Source organism: Inquilinus ginsengisoli (assembly GCF_050434925.1).
GTDB lineage: Bacteria > Pseudomonadota > Alphaproteobacteria > DSM-16000 > Inquilinaceae > Inquilinus > Inquilinus ginsengisoli_B.
This window is the reverse complement of the sequence record NZ_JBNDJK010000001.1, coordinates 2,939,445-2,961,993: the sequence shown is the minus strand read 5'-3', so window position 1 is coordinate 2,961,993 and position 22,549 is coordinate 2,939,445. Positions and strand designations below refer to the sequence as shown.

Genomic DNA, 22,549 nt, shown 5'->3' with positions numbered 1-22,549 from the left:
TCACCAGCCGTTGAAGCGGGGCCAATGCGCCGTCGGCGCGGCGGGGTCGGCCGGCAACACCTCGTAGCCGGCGAATTGCGCGGCCGTGGCGCAGGCATGGTTCGGCAGGATGCGCAGCCGGGTGCCCAGCGGCAGGTCCGGCAGCCGCGCCCTGCTGCCGGGCCGCAGCGCGACGATGCCGTGCTCCTGGTTCGCCGACGCGACGACGAGGTCGTCCAGGACGCAGCCTTCGATGTCGCAGACCAGGCCATAGCCCTGGTCCACCGCCTGGCTGGCCGTGCCGCGGTCGCGCGACAGCGCCATCCAGCCGGCATCCACCATGATCCAGCCGCGCTCTTTCCGGTGCCCGATCACCGTGGCCAGCACCGACAGCGCGATGTCGTCGAGCGTGCAGACGCCGATGCCGGCCATCACCAGGTCGAAGAAGACGAAGACGCCGGCGCGCACCTCGGTGACGCCGGACAGGTCGCGGGCGAAATGGGCGGTGGGCGTCGAGCCGACGCTGACCACCGGGCAGGGCAGGCCGGCGGCCCGCAGTACCTCCGCCGCGGCCACAGCCGCGGACCGCTCGCGTTCGGCGAAGGCGGCCAGCGCCTCGGCGCCCGCCGCGCCGTAGCTTTCGCCGGCATGGGTGACGACGCCGCGCAGGGCGGCCCCCTGCCCCTGCAGGATCCGGCCGATCGCGACCAGGGCGGGATCGTCGGGCGGCAAACCGGAGCGGTGGCCGTCGGAATCGATCTCGATCAGCGCCGGGATGGCGTCCCCGGCCCGGCGCGAGGCCTCCGCCACCGCCTCGGCCTGCTCCGGCGAGTCGAGCACGACGGACAGGTCGCAGCCCGCTTGCCGCAGGGCGAGCACGCGGGGCAGCTTCTGCGGCGCGATGCCGACGGCGTAGAGGATGTCCCGGACGCCCGCCGAAGCGAAGACCTCGGCCTCCTTCAGGGTCGAGACGGTAACCGGGCCGTGCCCGCCGGACAGCACGCGCCGGGCGGCGTCCACGGACTTCACCGTCTTCAGATGCGGCCGCAGCGGAACGCCGAGCCCGTTGAGGTGGCGGCGCAGCCGGGAGACGTTCCGCAGCATCCGTCCCTCGTCGAGGACCAAGCTGGGAGTGGGCAGGGAATCGAGGGTTCGGGCGGCGGTCATCACAGGCCTGTCGGTGATCTCGATGCGGACCTTAGCCGGCCCGGCATTCAGGATCTATTGCACAGGCCCGGATATCAGCCCCGCGCCGCCTCGCGCCCGATCAGCTTGAGGCGCAGCCATTTCGACAGGGTGTCGATCAGGGCGACCACGGCCAGCACCAGGATCAGGATGAAGGCGACCTGGTCCCAGGCCAGGATCTTGATGCGCTCGGAGATCTGCAGCCCGATGCCGCCGGCGCCGACGATGCCGAGGATGGTGGCCGAGCGGGTGTTGGATTCGAAGAAGTACAGCGCCTGCGACAGGAACAGCGGAATCGCCTGCGGCAGCACGCCGAAGCGCAGCACCGCCAGCGTCGAGGCGCCGGTCGAGCGCACGCCTTCGATCTGCTTCTTCTCCGCCGTCTCGATCGCCTCGGCATAGAGCTTGGACAGCGAGCCGATGTCGGAGACGCAGATGGCCAGGATGCCGGCCAGCGGCCCGAGCCCGACCGCGCGCACGAACACCAGCGCCCAGATCAGCTGGTCGACGCCGCGCAGCCCGTCGAACAGCCGGCGGAGGCCGAAGCGCAGGACCCCGAGCGGCATGATGTTGCGGGCGCCGAGGAAGCCGAGCGGGATCGCGATCACCGAGGCCAGCAGCGTGCCGATGAAGGCCATGGCGACGGTCTGGCCCAGCGCGGTGAAGATCTCGGCGTATTGCCACTCGGCCATGCCCTGCCAGGCGACCATCTGGCCGGCGATGACGAACAGGCCGTTCGGGCTGACCAGCCCTTCATAGAGCCGGGCCGGCGAGAAATTGAAGGTCCAGAGCAGGTAGCCGAGATAGGCGGCGGCCAGGGCCAGCAGCCCGTTGCGCAGCAGCCGCTCGCTCCAGGACCGGCCGAAGGCGCGGGGCATCGCGGCGCGGGCGCGGTCGACATCGATCGGCCGGATGCGGGCCAGACGAGTGCCCATCAATGCGCCTCCCGTGGCAGGAAGGCCGAGCGCAGCCGCTCCGAGCCGAGGTCGATCAGCGTCACCGCCGCGACGATCATCAGCACCAGCGCGCTCAGCTCCTCGTAATAGTTGAAGCTGACGATGTAGTAGAGCTCCTGGCCGATGCCGCCGGCGCCGACAAAGCCCAGCACCGAGGCCGAGCGGATGTTGATCTCGAGCCGCAGCAGACCGTAGGAGAGGAAGTTCGGCAGCACCTGCGGCAGCACGCCGAAGCGCATGATCTGGACCCAGGTGCCGCCGGCGGCGCGGATGCCCTCGAGCGGCTTGTCGTCGACCGCCTCATTGACCTCCGAGAACAGCTTGCCGAGCGCGCCGGTGGTGTGCACCGCCATCGCCAGGATGCCGGCCAGCGGCCCGACGCCATAGGCCCAGACGAAGCACAGCGCGTAGACGATGTCCGGCACGCTGCGGCAGATCTCGAGGAAACGGCGGCTGAGATGGTAGATCCAGTGGCTGCGCACCAGGTTGCGCGAGGCCGGGAAGCTGAGCAGCAGCGCCGTGGCGGCGCCGAGCACCGTGCCCAGGATCGCCATCTGCGCCGTCTGCCACAGCAGCACCAGGTAGCTGCCGGCGCGGTAGTACCAGTAGGCGACCGAGCCCTGGGTCTTGCTGTCGGACAGCAGCTCGCCCCAGTGCAGCGTCGGCAGGGTGCGCTGGAAGTACTCGCCGATCCGCGGCAGGCCGGCGGCCAGCTTGGACGGGAAGAACTCGCCAATATATCCGCCGGCGAGAATGGCGGCCAGGAACAGCACCAGGCCGATCACGGTCGCCTGGCGCCGCTGGCGGATAAGCGCCCGCCGCCCGGCCTCGAAGGCCGCGACCGGATCGGCGGGACGGTGTTCGGACAAGGAGGTCATCAAGGGATCAATCGCAGCCATGGGTACAGCGCGCTTTCCCCAGGCTGTCATGCCCGGGCTTGACCCGGGCATCCAGAGACTGTCGAGACCCTCTGGATTGCCGGGTCAAGCCCGGCAATGACAAAAAAGGGAGTTTGAGAACCAGTTGGGTTCGCCCGAAGGCGAACCCAACCTACGGGGCCGATCAGCTGCGGCGCTGCGTGGCTTCGGTCTCGCGCATCTTGATGATGCCGTCGAAGAAGTCGTGGGTGACCGGGACGAAGCCGGCGCCGACGCCCTTCTCGACCGCCTCATAGATGTCCGGATGCTCGGTCGGCAGCCTGGTCAGGAAGTCCAGCATGTCCTTGCGGAACGCCTCCGGCAGGGCGGTGCGGGTCGCCCAGGGGCCGTTCGGGATCAGGGTCGACTGCCAGACGATGCGCAGATTCTTCATGTCGAGCATCTTCTTGTCGACCATGCTGCGCAGGGCGCCGCGGCTGTAGCCCTGGGCCGGGTCGCCCTGGCCGGAGATCCAGGTCACGCCGGCATCGTACTGGCCCTTCATCACCGCGACCACGCCCTGCTCATGCCCGCCGGAGAAGGCGGTCGAGCCGAAGAAGGCGGCCGGGTCGTAGCCCTGGTCCTTGAGCTGGAAGTTCGGGATCAGGTAGCCCGAGGTCGAGTTCGGGTCGGCGAAGGCCAGGGACTTGCCCTTGAGGTCTTCCAGCTTCTGGTACGGGCTGTCGGATTTGACGAACAGCACCGAGTAATAGCCGGTCGACCCGTCTGCTTCCTTCGGCACCACCAGCGGCTCGACGCATTTGCAATCCAGCCACAGGCCGGCATAACCGGAGGCGCCGAATTCGGCGAGGTCGAGCTGGCCCGCCGCCATGCCCTGCATCACGCCGGCATAGTCGGTGGCCGGATACAGCTCGACCTTCACGTTGTAGGTGGTCTCCAGCAGCTTCTGGAAGCCGTCGTAGCGGGCCAGCCGGTCGGCGTCGTTCTCGCCGCCGAGGATGCCGATGCGGATGACTGGAACGTCCTTCTTCCAGCTCGGATCCGCCGCGACGGCGGTGCCGGCCAGGCCGGCGAAAGCGACGGCAGCCGTGGCCGCCGCGAGGATGGTGCGCCGCATGAACATGGGTCTACCCCTTTTGCTACTTGTGTTCGGACGTCCGGCGTATGCCGGCCGCCGTCGGTTGGAGCTCCGAGACCAACGGTCTCTCAGGCCGGGACCAGCTCGCGGTCGCCGGTCCGAGGCTCGATCGCGGTCGAGGTGATGCGCTCGTCGAGCGCCTCGCGCATGCCGTCGACGCCGTAGATCCGCTCGACCACGTCCATGGTCAGCGCCTCGGGGGCGCCGTCGAAGACGACCCGGCCCTTGGCCATGCCGACCACCCGGTCGCAGTAGTGCCGGGCGGTGTCGAGCGTGTGCAGGTTGACGAGGACGGTGATGCCGTCCTCGCGGTTGATGCTGCGCAGCGCGTCCATCACGATCTTGGCGTTGCGCGGGTCGAGCGAGGCGATCGGCTCATCCGCCAGCAGCACCTCGGGCTCCTGCAGCAGGGCCCGGGCGATGGCGACGCGCTGCTGCTGGCCGCCCGACAGGGTGTCGGCGCGCTGTAGCGCGGCATGGGCCATATCGAGCCGGTCCAGCGCCTGGATGGCGAAGGCCCGCTCGCGCTCGCCGAACTGCTTGAACAGCGACGGCAGCGTCCAGTGCTGCGAGATGCGGCCGAGCAGCACATTGGTCAGCACGTCGAGCCGGGTGACCAGGTTGAACTGCTGGAAGATCATGGCGCAGCGGGCGCGCCAGTCGCGCAGGGCCTTTCCCTTCAGCCGGGTGACGTCGACGCCGTCGAACAGGATGCGGCCGCCGCTCGGGTCGGCCAGCCGGTTGACCAGGCGCAGCATGGTCGACTTGCCAGCGCCGGAGCGGCCGATCACGCCGACCATCTGGCCGGGGGCGATCGACAGGCTGACGTCATCGACCGCGTTGACGGTGCGGAAGCTCTTGGTCAGGCCTTCGATCACGAGTTCGGCCATGAGGCACGCTCCGGTGGGGTCGGGGCGGCGCATGACGGGACGTCATGGCCGTTCGGCGTGAACGGCCTAACAGAGCCCAGTTACAGTCGCGTGATCCTCATATGTCGTTTCGATGAACGGCCCGGATGCCGCGGCACCGTATCGCGCGGGTTGACGTTCTCCCTCAAAGCGGCTTCTTTGCGCGCCAAGGCAGCAAATCATCATACGATTTGAGGGAGTTGAACGCGTGCCCGAGTCCCGCCCGCAGACGATCGCCAAGATCACCTGGCGGCTGATGCCGTTCCTCGGCCTGCTGTATCTGATCGCCTATATCGACCGCCAGAATGTCAGCTACGCCAAGCTGCAGATGGTCGGCGACCTCGGCCTCAGCGAGGCCGCCTATGGCCTTGGCGCCTCGCTGTTCTTCATCGGCTACTTCCTGTTCGAAGTGCCGTCGAACGTGATCCTGGCCCGGGTCGGCGCCCGGCGCTGGCTGGCCCGGATCATCTTCTCCTGGGGCCTGGTCACCATCGCGCTGGCCTTCACCCAGAATGCGACGATGTTCTACATCCTGCGCTTCCTGCTGGGCGCGGCCGAGGCCGGCTTCTTCCCCGGCGTGCTGTTCGCGCTGACGCTGTGGTTCCCGCAGATGTATCGCGGCCGCATGGTCGGACTGTTCATGGCCTGGAGCGCGCTGGCCAATGCCGTCGGCTCGACCGTCGGCGGGGCGCTGCTGGACCTCCACGGCGTGCTCGGCCTGAAGGGCTGGGAATGGGTGTTCATCGCCACCGGCATCCCGGCGGTGGTGATGGGTGTCGTCACCTATTTCTTCCTGCCCGAGCGGCCGGAGACCGCGACCTTCCTCGACGCCGGCGAGAAGAAGTGGCTGCACGACGTGCTGGAGCGCGAGAACGCCGCCCAGGGCAAGCAGCAGCATGGCAGCCCGTTCGCGGCGCTGCTGGACCGCCGGGTGCAGCTGCTGGCGCTGTTCTACGTCGCCTTCCCACTCGGCGCCTATGGGCTGAGCTATTGGCTGCCGACCGTGGTGAAGGGCTTCGGCGTCTCGAACACGACCAACGGCCTGCTCAACGTCATCCCCTGGGCCTGCGTCGCGCTGGCGCTGTGGTGGGTGCCGCGCAACGCCGCCCGCACCGGCGACCAGACCTGGCACATCGTGATCCCGGCGCTGATCGCCGCCGTCTGCCTGGCGCTGAGCGTGGTGGTGCCGGGCAATGCCGTGAAGTTCGCGCTGCTCTGCGTCGCCGCGGCCGGCATCTTCGCGCCGCAGCCGGTGTTCTGGTCGCTGCCGCCGAGCTTCCTGTCCGGCGCCACGGCGGCCGCCGGCATCGCCGCGATCAACTCGGTTGGCAATCTCGGCGGCTTCATCGCCCAGAACGCGGTGCCCTGGATCGGCGACGTCACCGGCAGCCAGCTGGCGCCGATGTGGTTCCTGGCCGCCTGCATGGTGCTGGGCGCGCTGATGACCTTCGTGGTCCAGGCCGCGTTGCGGCGCCACAAGCCGGCCGCCGGCGGCCGGATGCGCCCGGCGGAGTAAGGGCGGGCACTTCGCGAGGCCGGAGCCGCCCCCTCACCCGAAATCGCTGCGCAATTTCGACCTCTCCCCAAGGAGAGGTGAAAGGGCCGCGGCTCCGTTTCCCTCTCCTTGGGGAGAGGGAGGGGCCTGTCGCGTTGGCGACGGGAGGGTGAGGGGGTGGCCTCGCCGGGTCCGCCGGGCGCTTACCTCCCCTGGAACCTCGGCGGGCGGCGTTCGGTGAAGGCTGCCTGCCCCTCGCGGAAATCGGCGCTGCGATAGGCGGCGTCAGACAGCGCCGCGGTTTCCGCCGTGTCGCTGTCGGTGCCGGCCATGATCGCCTCGATCATCCGCTTGGCCGCGCGCAGGCTGAGCGGCGCCCGCTCGGCCAGAGCTTTGGCATAGTCCAGCGCCGCCGAATCGACCGCATCGTCCGGCAGCACCCGGTCGACCAGCCCGATCGCCAGCGCCTCGGCGGCGTCGATAAGGCGGCCCGAGAACAGCATGTCCTTGGCCCGGGCCGGCCCGACCGTGGCCACCAGCCGCCTGGTGTCGGCGAAGCCGTAGGCCAGGCCGAGCCGGGCCGGGGTGATGCCGAACCGTGCCGTATCGCCGGCGAAGCGCAGGTCGCAGGCCAGCGCCAGGCCGCAGCCGCCGCCGACGCAGAGGCCACGGACCAGGGCAACGCTCGGCCGGTCCAGGCTTTCGACCGCGGCCAGCCCGGCCCGGACCGCGGCGTTGTACGCGGCGGTCGAGTCGGCATCGGCGAAGACCGTGCCGAATTCGGTGATGTCGGCCCCGGCCGAGAAGACGCCCTGCCCCTCCACGATCACCGCCGCGACCTCGGGGTCGGCGTCGATCTCGCGGCACAGCTCCGGCAGCGCCCGCCACATCGCCGCGCTGATCGCATTGTGCCGCGCCGGCCGCTGCAGCCGCAGCCGCGCCAGACGGCCGTCGCGGAACCATCGGATCGGGGTGTCGGTCATCGGCGTCCACCAGAGTGTCATGCCCGGGCACAATAGAGGGTTCATGCAGACATGGGCACTTGATCGAATCCATCGAATCGTGAGAATGAACGTTCATTCTCATCTGGATCGAGCCCATGTCCGAACCCGTCATCGACCCGCTGTCCCGCCGCGAGGAGAAGCGCCGCCGCATCCTGGAGGCGGCGGCCGACTGCTTCGCCCGGCGCGGCTTCCACGGCACCGGCATGGCCGAGATCTGCGAGGCGGCGGGGATGAGCGCCGGCAACCTCTACCGCTACTTCCGCAACAAGGAGGCGATGATCGCCGCCCTGGTCGACGCCGAGCGCGAGGAGACGTCGGCGCTGTTCCGGACGGTGGAAGACACCGGCGACCCGCTGGCCGCGATCACCGCCCTGCTGGAGCGCTTCCTGACCCTGACCACCGATGCCGCCGGGCATCGGCTGTGGCTGGAAATCCTGTCGGAAGGCGCGCGCAACCAGCAGATCCAGGCGGTGCTGGACCGCAGCGACGCCGAGGTCCGGCCGGCACTGGCGCATCTGATCGGCCGCGCCGCCGCGCTGGGCCAGGCCGACCCCGCGATCGACGGCGACCAGGCGGCGATCTGGCTGCTGATGCTGATCGACGGCTTCAGCGCCCGGGTGGCGACCGACCCGGGCTTCGACATCGCCGCCGGCATCGTCGCCTTACCCGGCATGGTCCGCCGCCTCCTCGCCCCCGGAGCGACCCCATGACCGGACCCGTCAACCGCTGGGCGATCCTGCCCGTCGTCTCGGTGGCGCTGCTGATGGTGGCGATCGACGCCACGGTGCTGCACATCGCCGTGCCGACCCTGACCCGCGCTTTGGCGCCGAGCGCGCCGCAGCTGCTGTGGATCATCGACATCTATCCGTTGCTGATGGCCGGGCTGCTGCCGGCCGCCGGCACGCTGGGCGACCGGATCGGGCACAAGCGCATGCTGCTGCTGGGGCTGGTGCTGTTCGGCCTGGCCTCGGCCGCCTGCGCCGTCGCCCCCGGCCCGGAATGGCTGATCGCCGGCCGCGCCTTCCTGGCCTTCGGCGGGGCGATGATGATGCCCGCCACCCTGTCGATCCTGCGCCTGGCCTTCGACGACCCGCGCGAGCGGGCGATCGCGATCGGCATCTGGGGTTCGGTCGCGTCCGGCGGCGCCGCCTTCGGACCGGTGGTCGGAGGCGCCCTGCTGGAGCATTTCCATTGGGGCGCGGTGTTCCTGATCAACGTGCCGATCGTGCTGATCGCCCTGCCCTTCGCCTGGTGGCTGCTGCCCGGCCGGCGCGGCGGCGAGCGGCGGCCCTGGGACCTGCCCGGCCTGCTGCTGGCGATGGCCGGGATCATCGCCGTGGTCTATGCGGTGAAGCAGACCACCCATGCCGGCGCGAACCCGTGGCAGGCGGTCGCGATCGGCCTGGCCGGCGCCGGGCTGGTGGCCGCCTTCCTGCGCCGCCAGGCTCGCGCGGCGGTGCCGATGATCGACCTGTCGCTGTTCCGCAACCCCGGCATCGCCGTCGCCCTGGCCGGGGCGATGGTGGCGATGATCATCATCGTCGGCTTCGAGCTGCTGCTGAGCCAGCAGTTGCAGCTGGTGCTGAGCCTGTCGCCGCTGGAGGCCGGCCTCAGGCTGGCGCCGGTGCCGCTGGCGTCGTTCCTGGCCTCGCCGCTGGCCGGCGGGCTGGTGCACCGCTTCGGCTTCCGCACCGTGCTGACGGCCAGCCTGGCCCTGTCCACCGCCGGCTTCATCGCCATTGCCCTGCTGCCGCCGGGGCCGGTCTCGGCCGCCGAGATCGCCGGCTTCGTCGCCATTGGCGCCGGGCTGGGCGCGGTGATGACCGCGGCGTCGGTCAACGTCATGAACAGCGCCCCGGCCCACCAGGCCGGTGCGGTCGCCGCGGTCGAGGAGGTGGCCTATGAGCTGGGCGGCGGCCTCGGCGTCGCCCTGTTCGGCAGCCTGATGACGGTGCTGTACCAGCGGCTGCTGGCGCTGCCGCCGCTGGTGGAGGCCGCGGTGCCGGCGGCCCGGCGGTCGATCGGCGAGGCGCTGATCGCGGCCGAGGCGCTGGCGCCGCCGGAGGCCGGCGCGGTCGCGGCGGCGGCCCGGGCCGCCTTCTCTTCGACCTATCAGGGCGCGTCCCTGGTGGCGGCGGCGCTGTCGGCGGTGACCGCGCTGGCGGCGCTGATCGTGCTGGCCAGGCGACGGGCGGCGGCGCAGCCGGGTTAGCCGCCCCAGGCCGCCCGCAGCGAGGCGGCGCCGGCGAGGCTTCCGCCAGTGCGGGTGAGTGGCTCGGCGACTGCGCGGACGAGGTCGGCGTTGCTGCCGGCGACGCTGCCGTCCGGCAGGAGCAGATTGTTCTCGAAGCCGACCCGGATGTCGCCGCCCAGCAGGGCCGCGGCCAGGGCGCAGGCGGCCTCGTGCCGGCCGAAGGCGCAGACCATCCAGGAGCGGGAACGCGGCGCATCCGGCGCCAGGAAGGGCAGCAGGTCCGGCGGCAGCGAGGTCTGGCCGGCGACATAGCGGCCGAGGACGAAGAGCACCGGGATCTCGTCCCAGGGGACCAGGCCGCGCCGCTGCATCTCCGCCAGCCGCACCGCCTCCTCCGGCGCGTAGAGGATGATCTGCGGTGCTACGCGCTCCCGCTTCAGCCATGACAGGAATTCGGCGAAGGCGGGCTCGGCGGCCGGGTCGGGGGCGAGCTCGCGCAGGGCCAGCGACACCGCCTCCGGCCGCACCGCGCGCACCACCGCCATCTGCTCCTCAGGGCGGTAGCGGCCGAGCGATTCGCTGGTGATCTGCAGCACCAGATCCTGGCCGACCTCCGCACGGATCGCCGCGATCGCCGCGCGGTAGGCCTCGGCATCGAGCAGATGCGCCCCGTCCCGGTCGCGGACATGCGTGTGGATCATCGCCGCGCCGGCGTCCCGGCATTCCGCCGCGACCCGCGCCAGCTCGGCCGGGGTCAGCGGCAGCGCCGGATGATCCGCCTGGGTCCGCCGCCCGCCATTCGGCGCCACCGCGATCGCCACCGGCTTCCGTTCCGACATAGTCGCTCCCTTCGATCCAATCGGATCATATCCGACAATAGTGAAACACTTGTTGCGCACCCTGCAACGCCTGCTATCGTTCGATCGATGGACCACGGCCCCCTCGCCGAGCGCATCGTCGACAGCTTCGAGGCCATGCCGGCGCAGCTGCAGGCGGCGGCGCGCTACGTGCTGGACCGGCCGCGCGACGTCGCCCTGCTGTCGATGCGGGAGCAGGCGCGCCAGGCCGGGGTGCCGCCGGCGACGATGACCCGGCTGGCCAAGCGCCTGGGCCTCGACGGCTACGATTCGATCCGGTCGCTGTATGCCGAGGCGGTGCGGTCGGGCGATCTCGGCTTCGCCGGCCGCGCCGATGCCCAGCTGGCCAGCCAGACGCTGAAGGGCGACCGAGCGCTGGCGGCGGAGATCGCCACCACCATTGCCGGCCATGTCGCCCGGCTGGCCGAGCCGGCGGCGCTGGACCGCCTCGCCGCCGCCGCCGCCCGGCTGGCCGCCGCCCGCCGGATCTACTGCCTGGGCCTGCGCGCCGGCCACCCGATCGCCTGGCATCTGCATTACGTGCTGTCGCTGCTGGGCGAGCGCACCGTGCTGCTGGATGCTGCCGGCGCCACCGGCACCGACCCGATCCGCGCGGCGACGCCGGAGGACGTGCTGCTGGCCGTGAGCGTGTCTCCCTACACCCGCGCCACGGTGGAGACCGCACGTTACGCCGCCGGGCGCGGGGTCGCGGTCGTCGCCGTCACCGACAGCGAGGTGTCGCCGCTGGCCCAGCTGGCGGCGGAGACGGTGCTGGTCGCGACCGACAGCCCGTCCTTCTTCCACAGCCTGGCGCCGGGCTTCGCCGTCGCCGAGATCCTGGCGGCGTTGGTCGCCGGCCGCGGTGCCGATGCCCCGGCCGCACTGCGCCGCACCGAGGCGCAGCTGGCCACCTTCGACACCCATCTCCGCCCCTGGTCCGCCAAGGCAACGCCATGACCCGCATCCTGCACCGCCAGATCCATGCCGAATTCCCGACCGCCGTCGCCGGCCGGGGCATCGAGGTCGTCGATGCCGAGGGCCGACGCTACATCGACGCCTCGGGCGGCGCCGCCGTGTCCTGCCTCGGCCACGGTCACCCGGCGGTGATCGCCGCGCTGCACGCGCAGCTGGACCGGATGCCCTATGCCCACACCAGCTTTTTCACCAGCGAGGTGGCCGAGCGCCTGGCCGACCGGCTGGTCGAGGACGCGCCGGCCGGGCTGAGTCGTGTCTATTTCACCAGCGGCGGGTCGGAATCGGTCGAGGCGGCGCTGAAGATGGCGCGGCAGTATTTCGTCGAGGCCGGCCAGCCGCAGCGCCGCCACGTCATCGCCCGGCGCCAGAGCTATCACGGCAACACGCTGGGCGCGCTGGCGACCGGCGGCAATGAATGGCGGCGGGCGCCGTTCCGGCCGCTGCTGATCGAGACCCACCACATCGATCCCTGCTTCGCCTACCGCCTGCAGGAGCCGGGCGAGAGCGATGAGGACTATGCCGCCCGCGCCGCCCAGGCGCTGGAGGACAAGATCCTGGAGCTGGGGCCGGAGACGGTGGCCGCCTTCGTCGCCGAGACGGTGGTCGGCGCCACCATGGGTGCGGTGCCGCCGGTGGCCGATTACTTCAAGCGCATCCGCGCGATCTGCGACCGCCACGGCGTGCTGCTGATCCTGGACGAGGTGATGTGCGGCATGGGCCGCACCGGCACGCTGCACGCCTGCACGCAGGAGGGCATCGCCCCCGACCTGATGACCATCGCCAAGGGGCTGGGCGGCGGCTACCAGCCGATCGGCGCGGTGCTGCTGTCGCGCCGCCTGTTCGACGCCTTTTCCCAGGGAACCGGCTTCTTCCAGCACGGCCACACCTATACCGGCCATCCGATGGCCTGCGCCGCCGGGCTGGCGGTGCAGGAGGTGATCCGCAACGAGCGCCTGCTGGACAATGTCGCGGCCATGGGCGCGCGGCTGGCCCGCCGCCTGGGCGACCGCTTCGGCAACCACCCGCAGGTCGGCGACATCCGCGGCCGCGGCCTGTTCCTGGGCATCGAGCTGGTCGCCGACCGCGCCACCAAGGCGCCGTTCGACCCGGCGCTCAAGCTGAACGCGCGGGTCAAGCGCGAGGCGATGGCGCGCGGGCTGATGGTCTATCCGATGGGCGGCACGGTCGACGGGGTCGCGGGCGACCATGTGCTGCTGGCGCCGCCCTTCATCATCGACGGGGCGGCGGTCGAGGCCATCGTCGAGCGCCTCGGCGACGCTGTCGACGCGGCCATTACTGGCCTACCCAGAGCGGCTTGAGAATCACCGGCCGACCCTCCGCCAGAGAGGGAGGCCATGCACACGATCATAAGGGGAGAGAGATCATGAGGCTTCAGGTCACCGCATCGCTGCTGGCCGCCGTCACCGCGGCGGCGCTGGCTCTGGGCGCCGGCCCGGCCGCGGCGCAGCAGCGCTTCGTCACCATCGGCACCGGCGGGGTCACCGGCGTCTACTACGCCGCCGGCGGCGCGATCTGCCGGCTGCTGAACAAGGACCGCAAGACCCACGGCATCCGCTGCTCGGTCGAATCGACCGGCGGGTCGGCCTTCAACGTCAACACCATCCGGGGGGGCGAGCTGGATTTCGGCATGGCCCAGTCGGACATCCAGTTCAACGCTCTGAACGGCGCCGGGGCGTTCAAGGAGTCGGGCGCGTTCCCGGAGCTGCGGGCGGTGTTCTCGGTCCATCCCGAGCCGTTCACCGTGCTGGTGCGCAAGGAGGCCGGCGTCGCCGCCTTCACCGACCTGAAAGGCAAGCGCTTCAACGTCGGCAATCCCGGCTCCGGCACCCGCGCCTCGATGGAGGAGCTGCTGACGGCGCTGGGCTGGACCCTGGCCGATTTCTCGCTGGCCTCCGAGCTGAAGGCCGACGAGCACGGGCCAGCCCTGTGCGACGACAAGATCGACGGCTTCTTCTACGGCGTCGGCCACCCGTCGGCAAACATCCAGGACCCGACCACGACCTGCGGCGCCAAGCTGCTGTCGCTGACCGGCCCGGCGGTCGACAAGCTCTTGGCCGAGAAGTCCTACTACGCCCGCGCCACCATCCCCGGCGGCCTCTACAACGCCAACCCGGACGCGACCGAGACCTATGGCGTGACGGCGACGCTGGTGACCTCCGCCGGCACCGACGAGGAGGCGGTCTACCAGCTGGTCCGCGCGGTGTTCGAGAATTTCGACGAGTTCAAGAGTCTGCACCCGGCCTTCGCCCATCTCGACCCGAAGCAGATGGTCAAGGCCGGCCTCTCCGCCCCGCTGCATCCGGGCGCCGAGCGGTATTACAAGGAGAAGGGATGGCTGTGACGCCGGCCGAGAGGTCGGATGGAGGAATGGACCTTCTTTTCACTGTCATGCCCGGGCTTGACCCGGGCATCCAGAGGCTGTCGAGACCCTCTGGATTGCCGGGTCAAGCCCGGCAATGACAGATAAAGAGGGCTGCCTCCTCATCTGACGGTCTCTTCGACCTCCAGCATCAACAAGCAGGGAGAGGCGGTCATGACCGACACGCCGGGGCTGCAACCGAGCGCGGAGCTGGAGCAGCTGGTCGCCGAGGCCGACACCGGCGGGCGCAAGCCGGCCGGGGCGGCGGCGGCGCTGCTGGCGGTCGTCGCCATCGCCTGGTCGCTGTTCCAGCTGTGGTACGCCTCGCCCCTGCCCTTCCGGGTCGGCTTCGGCGTGTTCAACGACACCGAGGCGCGGGCGATCCATCTCGGCTTCGCCCTGTTCCTGGCCCTCACCGCCTATCCCGCCTTTGCCCGGTCGCGCCGCGACCGGGTGCCGGCGATCGACTGGATCCTGGCCGTCATCGGCGCTTTCGCCGGCGCCTATCTGTTCCTGTTCTACCGCGAGCTAGCGCAGCGCCCGGGGCCAGCCGACCACGCTCGACCTGGTCACCGCCGGCGCCGGCGTCCTGCTGCTGCTGGAGGCGACGCGGCGGGCGCTGGGCCTGCCCATGGTCGGCGTCGCCATCCTGTTCATGGTGTTCACCTTCGCCGGCCCCTGGATGCCCGAGGTGGTGCAGCACAAGGGCGCGTCGCTGACCAAGTTCCTGCAGCACCAGTGGCTGACCACCGAGGGCATCTTCGGCATCGCGCTGGGCGTCTCGACCAGCTTCGTCTTCCTGTTCGTGCTGTTCGGCACCCTGCTGGACAAGGCCGGGGCGGGCAACTGGATGATGCAGATCTCGATCGCCCTGCTGGGCCATCTGCGCGGCGGCCCGGCCAAGGTCGCGGTCGTGTCCTCGGCGCTGAACGGCGTGGTCTCCGGCTCCTCCGTCTCCAACGTCGTGTCGGGCGGCATCTTCACCATCCCGCTGATGAAGCGCACCGGCCTTTCGGGCGTGAAGGCGGGGGCGATCGAGGCCGCGTCCTCGATCAACGGCCAGATCATGCCGCCGGTGATGGGCGCCGCCGCCTTCCTGATGGTGGAGTATGTCGGCATCCCCTATTCCGAGATCGTCAAACACGCCCTGCTGCCGGCCATCGCCTCCTATGTCGCGCTGCTGTACATCGTCCATCTCGAGGCGCTGAAGATCGGCAGCAAGCCGATCCCGCGCGAGCACGTGGCGCTGCGGAGCCGCATGCTGCGCACCGGCCTCGGCCTCAGCGGCAGCATCGCCGCGCTCGGCCTGCTGTACTACGGCATCCTCGCCGCGCAGGCGGCGTTCGGCGCCGCCGCGGCCTGGGTCCTGGCCTTGGCCGGGCTGGTGCTGTACGGCGCCAGCCTGGCCTATGCCGCGCGCTTCCCGGACCTCGCCATCGACGACCCGAACACGCCGCTGCTGCACCTGCCCCGCGCCTGGGACGTCACCCGCACCGGCCTCGACTTCCTGATCCCGCTGGTGGTGCTGCTGTGGTGCCTGATGGTGGAGCAGATGTCGCCCGGCCTGTCGGCCTTCTGGGCGACCGTCGCGATCATCGGCATTCTCGCCACCCGCGGACCGATGCTGGCCCTGTTCCGCCGGCAGGATCTGCCGCAGGCGCTGCGCCGGTCGCTGGCCGAGCTGGTCGACGGGCTGGGCCTCGGCGCCCGCAACATGATCGGTATCGGCATCGCCACGGCCACCGCCGGCATCATCGTCGGCACCATCACCCTGACCGGGCTCGGCTTGATGATGACCGAGCTGGTCGAGGCGGTGTCCGGCGGCAACGTCATGATCATGCTGGCGCTGATCGCGGTGATCAGCCTGATCCTCGGCATGGGCATCCCGACCACCGCCAACTACATCCTGGTGGCGACGCTGATGGCCCCGGTGGTGGTCGAACTCGGCGCCCAGGCCGGCCTGGCCATCCCGCTGATCGCGGTCCATCTGTTCGTGTTCTATTTCGGCATCATGGCCGACATCACCCCGCCGGTCGGCCTGGCCGCCTTCGCCGCCGCCGCGATCTCGCGCGAGGACCCGATCAAGACCGGGTTCCAGGGCGCGCTCTATTCGCTGCGCACCGCGGTGCTGCCCTTCGTCTTCGTGTTCAACCCCGGCATGCTGCTGATCGGGGTCGAGGGCTGGGCCGACCTCGCCGCCATCGTCACCGTCACCTTCGCCGCGGTGCTGCTGTTCTCCGCCGCCACCATGGGCTATTTCGTGACCCGGTCACGGCTGTGGGAGAGCGCGCTGCTGCTGGTCGCCTGCTTCGCCCTGTTCCGGCCGGACTGGTGGCTCGACCGCGTCTACCCGTCCACCGTCACCCAGGCCCCCGCCACCTTCCTGGCCGAGGTCGCGGCGGCGCCGGGCGGCCAGCGCCTGACCTTCGTGGTCGAGGGCCTGTCGATCGAAGGCGAGGAGGTGCGCAAGACCGTCAGCCTGCCGCTCGGCGAGCCGCAGGCCGACCCGGCCAGGCGCCTGCGCGCGGCCGGGCTGGGCGTCAGCGCCGACGGGGTGACGATCACCGACGTCGGCTTCGGCTCCTATGCAAGGCGCACCGGGCTGGAGGCCGGCTACGACATCACCGCGGTGCTGAAGCCGGCGGACCGGCCGCCGCATTTCTGGGTCTATCTGCCGGCGCTGGCGCTGGCCGGGCTGGTCGCGCTGCTGCAATGGAGCCGCGCCGGCGGGCTGCCCTCACATAACCGGCGGTCGGGTCAGGAGGGGTTGGCGGCAAAGACCTCGGAGCAATAGACCGTGTTGCCGCCGGCCATGACGAAGTACACCATGTCGTCGCTGTTGGTCAGCGCCGTGACGGTGCAGACGATCGGCAGGACCTTGTCCTCAATGGTCTTGCTGTCGTGCCGCTCCCACACCAGCTTGCGGCCGCCTTCCTTGGTGGGGGTGTCCTGGTCGGGCGGGCCGAGATCGCCGATGATCTGGGCCGAAGGGTGGTCCTGGTAGGGGGCGATCCGCTCACTGAAGCGTTCCTTGGCCGCCGCGACATAGCTCTCGGGCGTCTGCGGCTCGGCGCAGGCGGCGAGCAGCAGCAAGGCAGCTGCTGCGGCAGACAGAAGTCTCAGGAACGGCAAGGAAATCCTCCGGCCAGCAGGCACGACTGGCCCCCAGCGTGTACACGCCGGGTGCGGAGCGGTCCAGCGGAGCCTACAGCGGCTGCAGCCCGAACCGGTCCAGCTCACCCGGCCGGAACGGCGACGCCGACAGCACATAGACCAGATGGAACGGCTCCGCCCGGCCCGGCCGGAACACCGGCAGCGATGCGGGCGAGAACCCGGCGGACCGGGCCCGGCCGACGAACTCCGGATCCTCGAAGGCCGACCAGACCATCAGGATCCCGTCGGCCTTGAGCGCCTGGCGCAGGGTGCCGAGGCCGTCCGCCCCGTAGAGCGCGGCGTTCCCGGCGGCGGAGAGCGGCTCCGGCCCGTTGTCGACATCGAGGAGAATGACATCGAAGGCAGGGCCCTCGGCGGAACCTTCGGCCGCCACGGCGAGGACGTCGCCCTGCCGGATCCTGAAGGGATGGTCGCCGAGCGTTCGCGGCTTCGTGTGGCGATCGAACCAGCGGATCACCGCCTCGGACAGCTCGGCCACCGTCACCCGCCCGGCGGCGCCGAGATGCCGGTGCAGGCTGGCCAGGGTGAAGCCGAGGCCGAGGCCACCGACGAGGATGTCGGGATCGGGGCGGCGGGCCAGCTGAGCGGCGAGCTCGCCAAGCCGGTCCTCCGACTCGTGGTATTCGCCGTTCATCAGCTCCCAGCCGTCGACCCGGATCATGTAGACGCCGTCGCGCTCATAGAGGTCGAGCACGCTGTCGCCGAGCGCGGCGCTATCCATGTGAACCCAGGCCATCCCGCCGGCCATCCCTCTTCCCGCAAGAAAGACGGAGTTGTCGCCGATTCCGGCGGCCGGCGCATCCCTTCCAGCGGCGGTCAGGGCCGGCGGCGGAACCAGGCGCCGGAGGCGATCGCGCCGAGCATGGTCAGGCCGTAGGCGGCGAGGCCGAGGGCGAGGCCGGCGAACAGCGCGTCGAGCGACCCGGTCCAGCGCAGCGCCAACCAGCCGCCGCCGACCGCCAGCGCCATCCGCAGCCCGCCGGCGATCAGCGGCCAAGCCAGCTGTCCCGCCCCCTGCGAGGCGAAGTACAGCGCCAGCCCCAGGCCGAAGAAGCCATAGGCCGGGCCGACGATGCGGAGATAGGCGGTGCCGGTCTCCAGCATCCGCGGATCGGCGCTGAACAGCGCCAGCCATGCGTGCGGCCAGATCGCGGCGGCCAGGCCGATCGTCTCGGTCAAGGCGAAGGCCATGGCCCCGCCGGTCAGGGCGATGCGCAGCGCCCGGTCCGGCTGGCCGGCGCCGATATTGGTGCCGACCAGCGCCACCAGCGGCGCGCCGAGGCCGAAGACCAGCGGGATCAGCAGGTATTCCAGCCGGGCCCCGGTGCCGAATCCGGCCACCGCGTCGACCCCCGCGGCGGCCGCCACCAGCGCCGTGACCACGGCGATGACGACGTTGCTCTGCAGCGAGTTCAGGGCGCCGACGGCGCCGATCCGCAGGATGTCGGCGAAGAAGCCCCACCGCAGCGGCGACCGGCGCAGCCGCGCCAGGTTCCGCCCGGACAGCACGTACCATGCGAGCACGGCGGTGCCGACCAGGTAATAGGCCAGCAGCGCCACGCCGCCGCCGGCAACGCCGAGCGCCGGGATCGGCCCGAAGCCGAAGATCAGCAGCGGCGACACCGGGACCAGGAACACCACGCCGCCGCAGGTCACCAGCGCCGGCACCAGCATGTTGCCGGTGCCGCGGATCACGCTGGCCAGGCCGTTCATCAGCCACACCAGCACGCTGCCGGCAAAGACGACGTCGGAATACAGCAGCGCCGCCTCCAGCGCCCCGCCACTGCCGCCGAGCAGCCGGTAGACCGGCCGGCCGAAGGCGAGCATGCCGGCGGTGCAGAGCAGGCCGAGCGCCAGGTTGATGACGATCGCATGCAGCACCAGCGCATCGGCGTCACCGCGCCGGCCGCCGCCGATCGCCCGGGCCACGGCGGCAGAGATGCCGCCGCCGATGGCGCCGGCCGAGATCATCTGCGCCAGCATCACCGGCGGGAACACCAGCGCCATGCCGGCCAGGGCGTCGGTGCCGAGATGCGACAGCCACCAGGTCTCGATCAGCCCGGTCGAGGCCTGGGCCAGCATCACCAGCACATTGGGCCAGGCCAAGCGCAGGATGGTCGGCACGATCGGGCCGTGCAGCAGCATCCGGGTGCGGGCGCTGAGCGCGGCGGGCGCCGGGGCCGCGCCACTGGGGACGGCCGGGCTGTCGGCCAGGGCGGCGTCAGTGCGCATCGGCGGAAGGTCCTTTGGGTGGCGCCACCTTGCGCATCAGCGGCACCATCATGGCCGCGATGGTCAGGCAGACGCAGAGCACGAGAAACGCGTCGGCATAGGTCAGGGTCTGGGCCTCGCGCATGGTCAGCGCCCACAGCTGCTGCAGCGCCGCCGCGTGGCCGCGCTGGGCGTCGCCGCCGAGGGCGACGGTCTGCGCCGCCGTCACCTTCTGCACCAGGTCGACCATCGCCGGGTTGGACGGGGTCAGATGCTCCGCCAGCCGCAGGAAATGCAGGTTGGTGCGGTCGTTCAGGATGGTGGCGCAGGCGGCGATGCCGATGGCGCCGCCCAGGTTGCGCATCAGGTTGAACAGACCGGAGGCGAGCTTCAGCCGGTCCGGCGCCAGGCCGCCGAGGGTCAGCGTCACCGCCGGCGCCACCGCGAATTGCTGCGAGAAGCCGCGGAAGGCCTGGGGCAGCAGGAATTCGCGCCAGCCCCACTCATGGGTGATCGGGGTGAACAGCCACAGCGAGAGGGCGAAGCAGGACAGGCCGAACATCATCAGCCAGCGCAAGTCGAAGCGCCGGGCGAACCATGTGTAGACCGGGATCGCCATGATCTGGAACACGCCGGTCGAGAACACCGTCAGGCCGATGTCGTAGGCGCTGAAGTCGCGCACCCGGCCGAGGAATTGCGGCGTCAGGTAGATGGTGGAGAACAGGCCGATGCCGGTGACGAAGGAGAAGAAGCAGCCGAGCGCGAAGTTGCGGCTTTTCAGCGCCCGCAAATCCACCACCGGCCGGTCGAAGGTCAGGCTGCGCCAGATGAACAGCACGCCACTGATCGCCGTGATCCAGGCGGTGGCGCGGATGCTGTCGTCGCCGAACCAGTCCCAGCGCGGCCCCTCCTCCAGCGTGTATTCGAGGCAGCCGAGGAACAGCGCCATCAGCACCATGCCGGGATAGTCGGCGCCGCGCAGCAGCGACCAGTCCGGCTTGTCGATCTTGACCAGGATCGGCACCACGATGGTGATGAAGATGCCGGGGATCAGGTTGACGAAGAACAGCCAGTGCCAGGAGTAGTTGTCGGTGATCCAGCCGCCGATGGTGGGGCCCAGCGTCGGGGCCAGCGACGACAGCGCGCCGATGGTGGCGGCCGCGACCACCACCTTCGGCCCCCGGAAGAAGGCGAAGGCGGCGGTGAACACGGTCGGGATCATCGACCCGCCGAGGAAGCCCTGCAGCGCCCGGAAGGCGATCATGCTGTTGATGTCCCAGGCCCAGCCGCAGAGCAGGCTGGTCAGGGTGAATCCGGCGGCCGAGACGCTGAACAGCCAGCGCGTCGACATCACCCGCGACAGCCAGCCGGAGAGCGGAATGACGATGATCTCGGCGATCAGGTAGCTGGTCTGCACCCAGGCGGTCTCGTCGACGCCGGCGGACAGGCCGCCGCCGATGTCGCGCAGCGAGGCCGACACGATCTGGATGTCGAGGAGCGCGATGAAGAAGCCGACGCACATCACGGCGAAGGCGAAGATCTTCTGGCCCTCGGTCAGCCCGGCAACGCCTGCAGGGGCGGCGGGAGGGGCCGCGGCGGCGCTCATTTCCCGGCGCCTTCCCGCTGGTCGACATCGGCGGTCACCGACAGGCCGGGCCGCAGCCGGCCCAGTTCCGACGCGTCGCCGTCGAGCAGGATGCGCACCGGCACGCGCTGCACGATCTTGGTGAAGTTGCCGGTCGCGTTCTCCGGCGGCAGCACGCTGAACTGGGCGCCGGTGGCTGGCGCCAGGCTGGCGACATGGCCGTGGAAGACCTCGCCCGGCAGCACGTCGGCCGTCACCGTCGCCGCCTGGCCGGCGCGCATCTGCGCCAGCTGCGTCTCCTTGAAGTTGGCGTCGACCCACAGGCCGGTGGCCGGCACGATCGCCAGCAACTGCGCCCCCACGGTGGCGTAGGCGCCCTCCTGGGCGGCGCGGTTGCCGATGGTGCCGTCGATCGGCGCCCGGATCTCGGTGTAGCCGAGGTTCAGCTGCGCCGTGTCGCGATCGGCCTCGGCCGCGGTCAACGCCGCCCGCACCTGCTGCTTCTGGGTGTCGATGACGTCGAGCTGGCGCTGCGCCGCGTCGAGCGTCGCCTGCGCCTTCTGGCCGTCGGCCACCGCCGACTTGTGGTCGGCATCGGCCTTCTGGAAGGTCTGGACCGAGGCGAAGGACCGGGCCGAGAGCTGCTGGTAGCGCATCTGGTCGTCGCGGGTGCGCACGACCTGCGCATCCGCGGCGGCGATGCCGGCCTGGGCCTGGGCGATCACCGCCTGCTGCAGCCGGTAGGTGGCGTCGAGATTGGCCAGGGTCGCGTTCTGCTGCGCCACCGCGGCCTCGGCCTTGGCCAGCGCCGCCCGGTAGTCGCGGTCGTCCAGCCGGACCAGCAGGTCGCCGGCATGGACCGGCTGGTTGTCGGTTACCGCCAGGGTGGCGATGAAGCCGGCGACCTTGGGCGCGATCACGGTGATGTTGCCGCCGACATAGGCGTCGTCGGTGCTCTCGAAGAAGCGGCCGACCGTCCACCAATCGTGGCCGTACCAGCCGCCACCGAGGACGATGACCAGCGCCGCGCCGGACAGGGCCAGGCGCTTCCTCGTCAGCCGCGGCTTCCGCGCGACGGGCGCCTGGACCGGGGTCGAGGTGTCGCGGTCGAGGACGATGGCGTTCACGGCGCGGCCTCCGCTGAAATTAAGCTGGCGCGGGCCAGCCGGCGCTGCGTGCGCTCGTCGGCCGCGGGGCCCGGGCCGGGCCTGAACTCGCGCGGGGTCATGATCCGGCCGCTGTTGCGGTCGAACAGCACCGGGTCGGCGACGGCCCCGGTCTCGCGGTCGACCAGCTGGATGCTGGCGCCCTCCGGCGCGAAATGGCGGTTGCCCCAGGCGACCAGCGACCACACCACCGTGCGGAAATCGCGGCCGGTCTCGGTCAGCACATACTCGTCGCGCGGCGGCTTCTCGCTGTAGCGCCGCCGCTCCATGAGCCCAGCCTCGACCAGGCTGTTCAGCCGCCGGGTCAGCATGCTGGGGGCGATGCCCAGGCTCTTCTGGAACTCGTCGAAGCGGGTCGCGCCATAATAGGCCTCCCGCAGGATCTCGATGCTCCACCACTCGCCGACCCGGTCCAGGCTGCGGCCGACGGGACATTGGGGGTTGCCGAGGCTCTTGCGCTGCAT

At 70.8% G+C, this 22,549-nt stretch carries 21 protein-coding genes; 7 read left to right on the top strand and 14 right to left on the bottom strand.

Going from position 1 to position 22,549, the window contains the following annotated elements:
• From QFZ27_RS14025 to phnC, 5 genes are all read right to left on the bottom strand, one after another.
• Positions 1–1,083, bottom strand: coding sequence for a DSD1 family PLP-dependent enzyme (locus tag QFZ27_RS14025; RefSeq protein WP_429227009.1), 1,083 nt, complete (start codon positions 1,081–1,083; stop codon positions 1–3).
• Between the two features lie 137 nt (positions 1,084–1,220).
• Positions 1,221–2,099: a phosphonate ABC transporter, permease protein PhnE gene (gene phnE, locus QFZ27_RS14020; RefSeq protein WP_429227008.1), complete on the bottom strand. Its 879-nt coding sequence runs from the start codon at positions 2,097–2,099 to the stop codon at positions 1,221–1,223.
• Complete coding sequence (phnE, locus tag QFZ27_RS14015) at positions 2,099–2,998, bottom strand: phosphonate ABC transporter, permease protein PhnE (RefSeq protein ID WP_429227007.1); 900 nt, start codon at positions 2,996–2,998, stop codon at positions 2,099–2,101. The genes phnE (QFZ27_RS14020) and phnE (QFZ27_RS14015) overlap by 1 nt, the downstream gene beginning before the upstream one ends.
• A gap of 184 nt (positions 2,999–3,182) precedes the next feature.
• Positions 3,183–4,121 (bottom strand): phosphonate ABC transporter substrate-binding protein, encoded by a 939-nt coding sequence (phnD, locus tag QFZ27_RS14010; protein ID WP_429227006.1) that lies wholly within the window; start codon positions 4,119–4,121, stop codon positions 3,183–3,185.
• Positions 4,122–4,204: 83 nt separating this feature from the next.
• Positions 4,205–5,026 carry a phosphonate ABC transporter ATP-binding protein gene (phnC, locus tag QFZ27_RS14005; protein ID WP_429227005.1) on the bottom strand — a complete coding sequence of 274 codons (822 nt, stop codon included), beginning with the start codon at positions 5,024–5,026 and terminating at the stop codon, positions 4,205–4,207.
• Between the two features lie 226 nt (positions 5,027–5,252).
• Here phnC and QFZ27_RS14000 point away from each other — a divergent pair, with 226 nt between their 5' ends.
• A complete protein-coding gene (locus QFZ27_RS14000) occupies positions 5,253–6,560 on the top strand; it encodes an MFS transporter (RefSeq protein WP_429227004.1) in 1,308 nt (435 codons plus the stop codon).
• A 182-nt stretch (positions 6,561–6,742) separates the two neighbouring features.
• On the opposite strand, the gene QFZ27_RS13995 is transcribed toward QFZ27_RS14000, so the two are convergent.
• Positions 6,743–7,522: an enoyl-CoA hydratase-related protein gene (locus QFZ27_RS13995; protein WP_429227003.1), complete on the bottom strand. Its 780-nt coding sequence runs from the start codon at positions 7,520–7,522 to the stop codon at positions 6,743–6,745.
• A 116-nt stretch (positions 7,523–7,638) separates the two neighbouring features.
• On the opposite strand from QFZ27_RS13995, the gene QFZ27_RS13990 reads away from it, so the two are divergent.
• A complete protein-coding gene (locus tag QFZ27_RS13990; protein WP_429227002.1) occupies positions 7,639–8,253 on the top strand; it encodes a TetR/AcrR family transcriptional regulator in 615 nt (204 codons plus the stop codon).
• The gene (locus QFZ27_RS13985) at positions 8,250–9,755 is read left to right on the top strand and encodes an MFS transporter (RefSeq protein ID WP_429227001.1); all 1,506 of its coding nucleotides are present in this window, start codon (positions 8,250–8,252) and stop codon (positions 9,753–9,755) included. Before QFZ27_RS13990 ends, QFZ27_RS13985 begins: the two co-directional genes overlap by 4 nt.
• Here QFZ27_RS13985 and QFZ27_RS13980 read toward each other — a convergent pair.
• Positions 9,752–10,576, bottom strand: coding sequence for a beta-keto acid cleavage family enzyme (locus QFZ27_RS13980; protein ID WP_429227000.1), 825 nt, complete (start codon positions 10,574–10,576; stop codon positions 9,752–9,754). The two genes, QFZ27_RS13985 and QFZ27_RS13980, sit on opposite strands and share 4 nt — an antisense overlap.
• Positions 10,577–10,663: 87 nt before the next feature.
• Between QFZ27_RS13980 and QFZ27_RS13975 the strand changes: the two genes are divergently transcribed.
• From QFZ27_RS13975 to QFZ27_RS13965, 3 genes are all read left to right on the top strand, one after another.
• On the top strand, positions 10,664–11,551 hold the full coding sequence (locus QFZ27_RS13975; protein WP_429226999.1) for a MurR/RpiR family transcriptional regulator: 888 nt from the start codon (positions 10,664–10,666) through the stop codon (positions 11,549–11,551).
• Positions 11,548–12,888: an aspartate aminotransferase family protein gene (locus tag QFZ27_RS13970; RefSeq protein WP_429226998.1), complete on the top strand. Its 1,341-nt coding sequence runs from the start codon at positions 11,548–11,550 to the stop codon at positions 12,886–12,888. Before QFZ27_RS13975 ends, QFZ27_RS13970 begins: the two co-directional genes overlap by 4 nt.
• 65 nt (positions 12,889–12,953) lie before the next feature.
• A complete protein-coding gene (locus tag QFZ27_RS13965) occupies positions 12,954–13,931 on the top strand; it encodes a TAXI family TRAP transporter solute-binding subunit (RefSeq protein WP_429226997.1) in 978 nt (325 codons plus the stop codon).
• Between the two features lie 140 nt (positions 13,932–14,071).
• On the opposite strand, the gene QFZ27_RS13960 is transcribed toward QFZ27_RS13965, so the two are convergent.
• Positions 14,072–14,365 (bottom strand): hypothetical protein, encoded by a 294-nt coding sequence (locus QFZ27_RS13960; protein WP_429226996.1) that lies wholly within the window; start codon positions 14,363–14,365, stop codon positions 14,072–14,074.
• A gap of 149 nt (positions 14,366–14,514) precedes the next feature.
• Here QFZ27_RS13960 and QFZ27_RS13955 point away from each other — a divergent pair, with 149 nt between their 5' ends.
• Positions 14,515–16,743 (top strand): TRAP transporter permease, encoded by a 2,229-nt coding sequence (locus tag QFZ27_RS13955; RefSeq protein WP_429232454.1) that lies wholly within the window; start codon positions 14,515–14,517, stop codon positions 16,741–16,743.
• Here the strand turns inward: QFZ27_RS13955 and QFZ27_RS13950 are convergent.
• From QFZ27_RS13950 to QFZ27_RS13925, 6 genes are all read right to left on the bottom strand, one after another.
• Positions 16,707–17,042, bottom strand: a complete 336-nt coding sequence (locus tag QFZ27_RS13950) for a hypothetical protein (RefSeq protein ID WP_429226995.1) — start codon at positions 17,040–17,042, stop codon at positions 16,707–16,709. The two genes, QFZ27_RS13955 and QFZ27_RS13950, sit on opposite strands and share 37 nt — an antisense overlap.
• 112 nt (positions 17,043–17,154) lie before the next feature.
• Entirely contained in the window at positions 17,155–17,859 is a 705-nt protein-coding gene (locus QFZ27_RS13945) for a polyamine aminopropyltransferase (RefSeq protein ID WP_429226994.1), read from the bottom strand.
• Positions 17,860–17,939: 80 nt separating this feature from the next.
• Positions 17,940–19,355 carry an MATE family efflux transporter gene (locus QFZ27_RS13940; protein WP_429226993.1) on the bottom strand — a complete coding sequence of 472 codons (1,416 nt, stop codon included), beginning with the start codon at positions 19,353–19,355 and terminating at the stop codon, positions 17,940–17,942.
• Positions 19,345–20,940: a DHA2 family efflux MFS transporter permease subunit gene (locus tag QFZ27_RS13935; RefSeq protein ID WP_429226992.1), complete on the bottom strand. Its 1,596-nt coding sequence runs from the start codon at positions 20,938–20,940 to the stop codon at positions 19,345–19,347. The genes QFZ27_RS13940 and QFZ27_RS13935 overlap by 11 nt, the downstream gene beginning before the upstream one ends.
• Complete coding sequence (locus tag QFZ27_RS13930; protein ID WP_429226991.1) at positions 20,937–22,046, bottom strand: HlyD family secretion protein; 1,110 nt, start codon at positions 22,044–22,046, stop codon at positions 20,937–20,939. The genes QFZ27_RS13935 and QFZ27_RS13930 overlap by 4 nt, the downstream gene beginning before the upstream one ends.
• Positions 22,043–22,549 carry a winged helix-turn-helix transcriptional regulator gene (locus QFZ27_RS13925; protein WP_429226990.1) on the bottom strand — a complete coding sequence of 169 codons (507 nt, stop codon included), beginning with the start codon at positions 22,547–22,549 and terminating at the stop codon, positions 22,043–22,045. The genes QFZ27_RS13930 and QFZ27_RS13925 overlap by 4 nt, the downstream gene beginning before the upstream one ends.